At 41.9% G+C, this 4,131-nt stretch carries 3 protein-coding genes and 1 pseudogene; all 4 read left to right on the top strand.

The features are described 5' to 3' along the window. Window positions 1-663, top strand: a 663-nt coding sequence (locus WBM49_RS15090; protein ID WP_424372874.1) for an MMPL family transporter, incomplete at its 5' end; no start/stop codon positions are given. 89 nt (window positions 664-752) lie between these two features. After that, window positions 753-2,186 (top strand): asparagine--tRNA ligase, encoded by a 1,434-nt coding sequence (gene asnS / locus WBM49_RS15085; RefSeq protein WP_424372873.1) that lies wholly within the window; start codon window positions 753-755, stop codon window positions 2,184-2,186. 44 nt (window positions 2,187-2,230) lie between these two features. Beyond that, window positions 2,231-3,688: pseudogene (gene rpoN, locus WBM49_RS15080) on the top strand (RNA polymerase factor sigma-54). Continuing rightward, a partial coding sequence (locus WBM49_RS15075; protein ID WP_424372872.1) for a hypothetical protein occupies window positions 3,688-4,131 on the top strand: 444 nt, incomplete at its 3' end. The pseudogene rpoN and the gene WBM49_RS15075, both read left to right, overlap by 1 nt.

The raw sequence follows: 4,131 nt of genomic DNA, 5'->3' as shown, positions 1-4,131 counted from the left end.
CTAAGAGAAAATCTTACACAGATCTTCCCTCCGGATCGCTATAAGGTTTCATTGACCGGGAAGGCGCTGCTGTTTCTTAAAGGCACCAAATACCTGGTAAAAAACCTAATTTTGTCTCTAACACTGGCAATTGGTCTGATCGCTCTTTTTATGGCCTATCTGTTCCGGTCTTTCCGAATGATCGTGATCTCACTCATTCCCAATTTACTGCCACTACTTGTTACTGCGGGGGTGATGGGGTTTGTTGGGGTACCTATTAAACCCTCTACGATACTGGTCTTTAGTATTGCCTTTGGGATCTCGGTAGACGATACCATTCACTTTTTAGCGAAGTACCGGCAAGAGTTGTCCGCCAACAGATGGCGGATTCAGAAATCGGTCTATGCCGCTTTACGAGAAACGGGCGTAAGTATGTTTTACACCTCCATTGTTCTTTTCTTCGGATTCTCGGTTTTTGTTCTTTCCAGTTTTGGAGGAACTGTTGCCCTGGGAGCCCTCGTATCTGCCACCCTGCTTTTTGCCATGCTGGCCAATCTTATCTTATTACCCTCCCTCCTTTTATCGCTGGAACGAAGTATTGCCAATAAGGAAGTACTCAAAAAACCACAGATTGACATTCTTCCCAAGGACGAACTACCCGAAGGTGAGGATCTGGAAGCTTAGTGGGTTTGCTACACGAAATATAGACCATTCTGGCTATATAGTTTTGCTCAATAAACTATCTTTGCGAGGCAAATCAGAAATTGTTTTTCATGGCTTTAATGCAAATAAATGAATTGCTCCAACAAACCCCAAAGGAGCAAAAAGTAGCCGTTAACGGTTGGGTAAAAACCTTTAGAAGTAACAGGTTTATTGCCTTGAACGATGGGTCTGGCCTGCACAATATTCAGTGTGTGGTAGACTTTGAGAATTTTGATGACGGACTTTTAAAACAAATTGCCACCGGGGCGGCCTTATATATTGAAGGAATTTTAGTGGCGAGTCAGGGAAGAGGGCAAACGGTAGAGATACAAGTTACCGATCTGAAAGTTCACGGAACGGCAGATGCCGAGACCTATCCTATTCAGCCCAAAAAGCATTCCATGGAGTTCCTCAGGGAACAGGCCCATTTACGGATACGCACCAATACCTTTGCCGCTGTGATGAGGGTACAATCTAACTTGTCATTTGCCATACATCAGTATTTTCAAAACAACGGATTCTTTAATATGCATTCCCCAATCATTACGGGTTCTGATGCTGAAGGAGCCGGTGAAATGTTCCGGGTATCTACCTTAGATCCTAAAAATCCACCACTTACTGAAGATGGGAAGGTAAACTTCAAGGAAGATTTTTTTGGAAAGGAAACCAATTTAACGGTCTCTGGCCAATTAGAGGCCGAGGCTTACGCCATGGGTCTTGGCAAAGTATATACCTTCGGACCCACTTTTAGGGCGGAGAATTCGAATACTTCGCGCCACTTGGCCGAATTCTGGATGATTGAACCCGAAATGGCCTTCTATGACCTTAATGATAATATGGACCTGGCAGAAGACTTTATTAAAAGTGTACTTCGATACGTGGTTTCGAATTGCCATGACGACCTCGAATTTTTGGAGAAGCGATTACTCGATGAAGAGAAGACGAAACCTCAGGCAGAACGCAGTGAATTATCATTGATGGATAAGTTGAGGTTTGTGATCGATAATAAGTTTATCAGGCTCACCTATACCGAAGCCATAGACATTCTTAAAAACAGCAGCCCAAATAAGAAAAAGAAGTTCAAGTACCCTATTGAAGAATGGGGTGCAGATCTTCAGAGTGAACACGAACGTTACCTTGTAGAGAAGCATTTTAAATGTCCGGTTATCTTATTCGACTACCCTGCAAAGATCAAGGCGTTTTATATGCGACTCAATGATGATGGGAAAACGGTAAGAGCAATGGACATCCTATTTCCCGGTATTGGGGAGATCGTGGGCGGTTCACAGCGGGAAGAACGCTTAGAGGTACTACTCGAAAAAATAAAGGCCCTGGACATTGATGAAAAAGAATTATGGTGGTATCTCGACCTTAGAAAATACGGCACGGCTATACACAGCGGATTTGGCCTTGGTTTTGAAAGACTTGTGCAGTTTGCAACAGGTATGGGCAACATTCGGGATGTTATTCCGTTTCCCAGAACACCACAGAACGCAGAGTTTTAAAGGTATTTTAGTTACTTTTATGTAAGACAGATCAAGGAGCCCCAATGCTAAAGCAACACTTACAATTTAAACTTTCACAAAAGCTATCCCCTCAACAAATCCAGTTGATGAAGCTTATTCAATTGCCTACCCAGGCTTTTTAACAACGCTTGAGGCAGGAGTTGGAGGAAAATCCGGCATGGGAAACAGGAAAGGAAGAGTCTTCCACCTATGATGAGGAGTTTGAGGATCAGGATGAGGGAGAAAACGACAGTGAGGCTATTAACACCGAAGATATCAATATAGACGATTATCTTAGTGATGATGAAATCCCTGATTACCGTACCCGAGCTAATAATTACAGTTCGGATGATGAAGAGAAAACAATACCCTATGCCGCCGGGATCTCTTTTAATCAATACCTTATCAATCAGTTAAATACTTTTTACCTCAATGATAAGGAATGGGCCATTGCCGAATTTTTGGTAGGCAGTGTGGATGAAAGTGGGTATATGAGACGTCCGGTTGCAGATATTATGGATGATCTGGCGTTTACCCAAAACGTTTACGTAGAACAAGACAGCATTGAAAAAGTATTGAAGATAGTCCAGGATCTTGATCCTCCAGGGGTGGCAGCCAGATCCTTGGAAGAATGTTTACTTATCCAACTCAGAAGAAAAGACCCGAGTCCGGCTATAAATTTAGCGATAACCATCCTCGAAAAGTCTTTCGATCACTTCTCTAAAAAACACTATAACAAGCTACTGCAAAAGCATTCTATAACTGAAGAACAGCTCAAGGAGGCCATATCCGAAGTAGAAAAACTCAATCCCAAACCCGGCGGTTCCTATGCCGGTAGTAACAAGATCATTGAGCACATTGTTCCAGATTTCTCCATTCGTATTGTGGAAGGTGAACTAGAACTTAGCCTTAACACTAGAAACGCCCCGGAACTGCATGTATCAAAGGAATACAGCAATATGCTAGCGGGCTATAAAAGTGCCAAGGAACGATCTAAATCACAGAAGGATGCGGTAATTTTTATAAAACAGAAATTAGATGCCGCAAAATGGTTTATAGATGCTATCAGGCAGCGACAGCAAACCCTTTATATCACCATGAATGCCATTATGGTATATCAGGAGGAATATTTTCTTACAGGAGATGAGCGTAACCTTCGCCCCATGATCCTCAAGGATATTGCCGATGCCATTGATATGGATGTCTCTACCGTTTCGCGTGTTGCCAATAGCAAATATGTAGACACTCCTTATGGCACAAAACTGATCAAGGAGTATTTTTCAGAGTCTATGAAAAATGAGCAGGGAGAGGATGTCTCTACCAAAGAGATCAAGAAGATCCTTGAGACGGTTATAGGTGAAGAAACAAAGCGCAAGCCACTGACAGACGATAAACTTGCCGCGATCTTAAAGGAGAAAGGGTATCCCATCGCAAGAAGAACGGTGGCTAAATACAGGGAACAACTGGGAATCCCGGTTGCCCGATTAAGAAAGGAGATCTGATGCGGCTTATCTCTAAATTAGTGTCATATCTCTTTCATCCTATTTTTTTACCCTTGGCTGGCACCGTATCTTACTTTTTGATTACACCCAAGTACACTACTATTGAATTACAAAGCGGGAATATTTTACCCATTTTCATCCTGACCATAATCATACCTATTTTAAGTTTTTTTATTTTAAAGAATATTGGTGTGGTGAGTTCAGTATTCCTAACAAAACCACAGGAACGCCCTTATCCTTTAATGATCAACCTTATTTTGTTATTGATGATCCTATTAAAGGTTATTCCAGACAATTACACCATAGAACTATATTTCTTTTTTCTAGGACTTATCGCAGCAACCAGTACCTGCCTTTTCTTGTTACTTATTCGCTTTAAAACCAGTTTACATATGATGGGTATGGGGAGTATTCTTATGTTCTTAATATACCTGAGTTTTCAT

This window comes from Muriicola sp. (assembly GCF_049669965.1).
Taxonomy (GTDB): domain Bacteria; phylum Bacteroidota; class Bacteroidia; order Flavobacteriales; family Flavobacteriaceae; genus Muriicola.
Note: the sequence above shows the minus strand (reverse complement) of the source record. Positions and strands in the feature narration are given on the sequence as shown.

Excerpts from the sequence above, each read along its gene's own strand:
- asnS (WP_424372873.1), top strand. The coding sequence starts at position 753 with ATGGCTTTAATGCAAATAAATGAATTGCTCCAACAAACCCCAAAGGAG.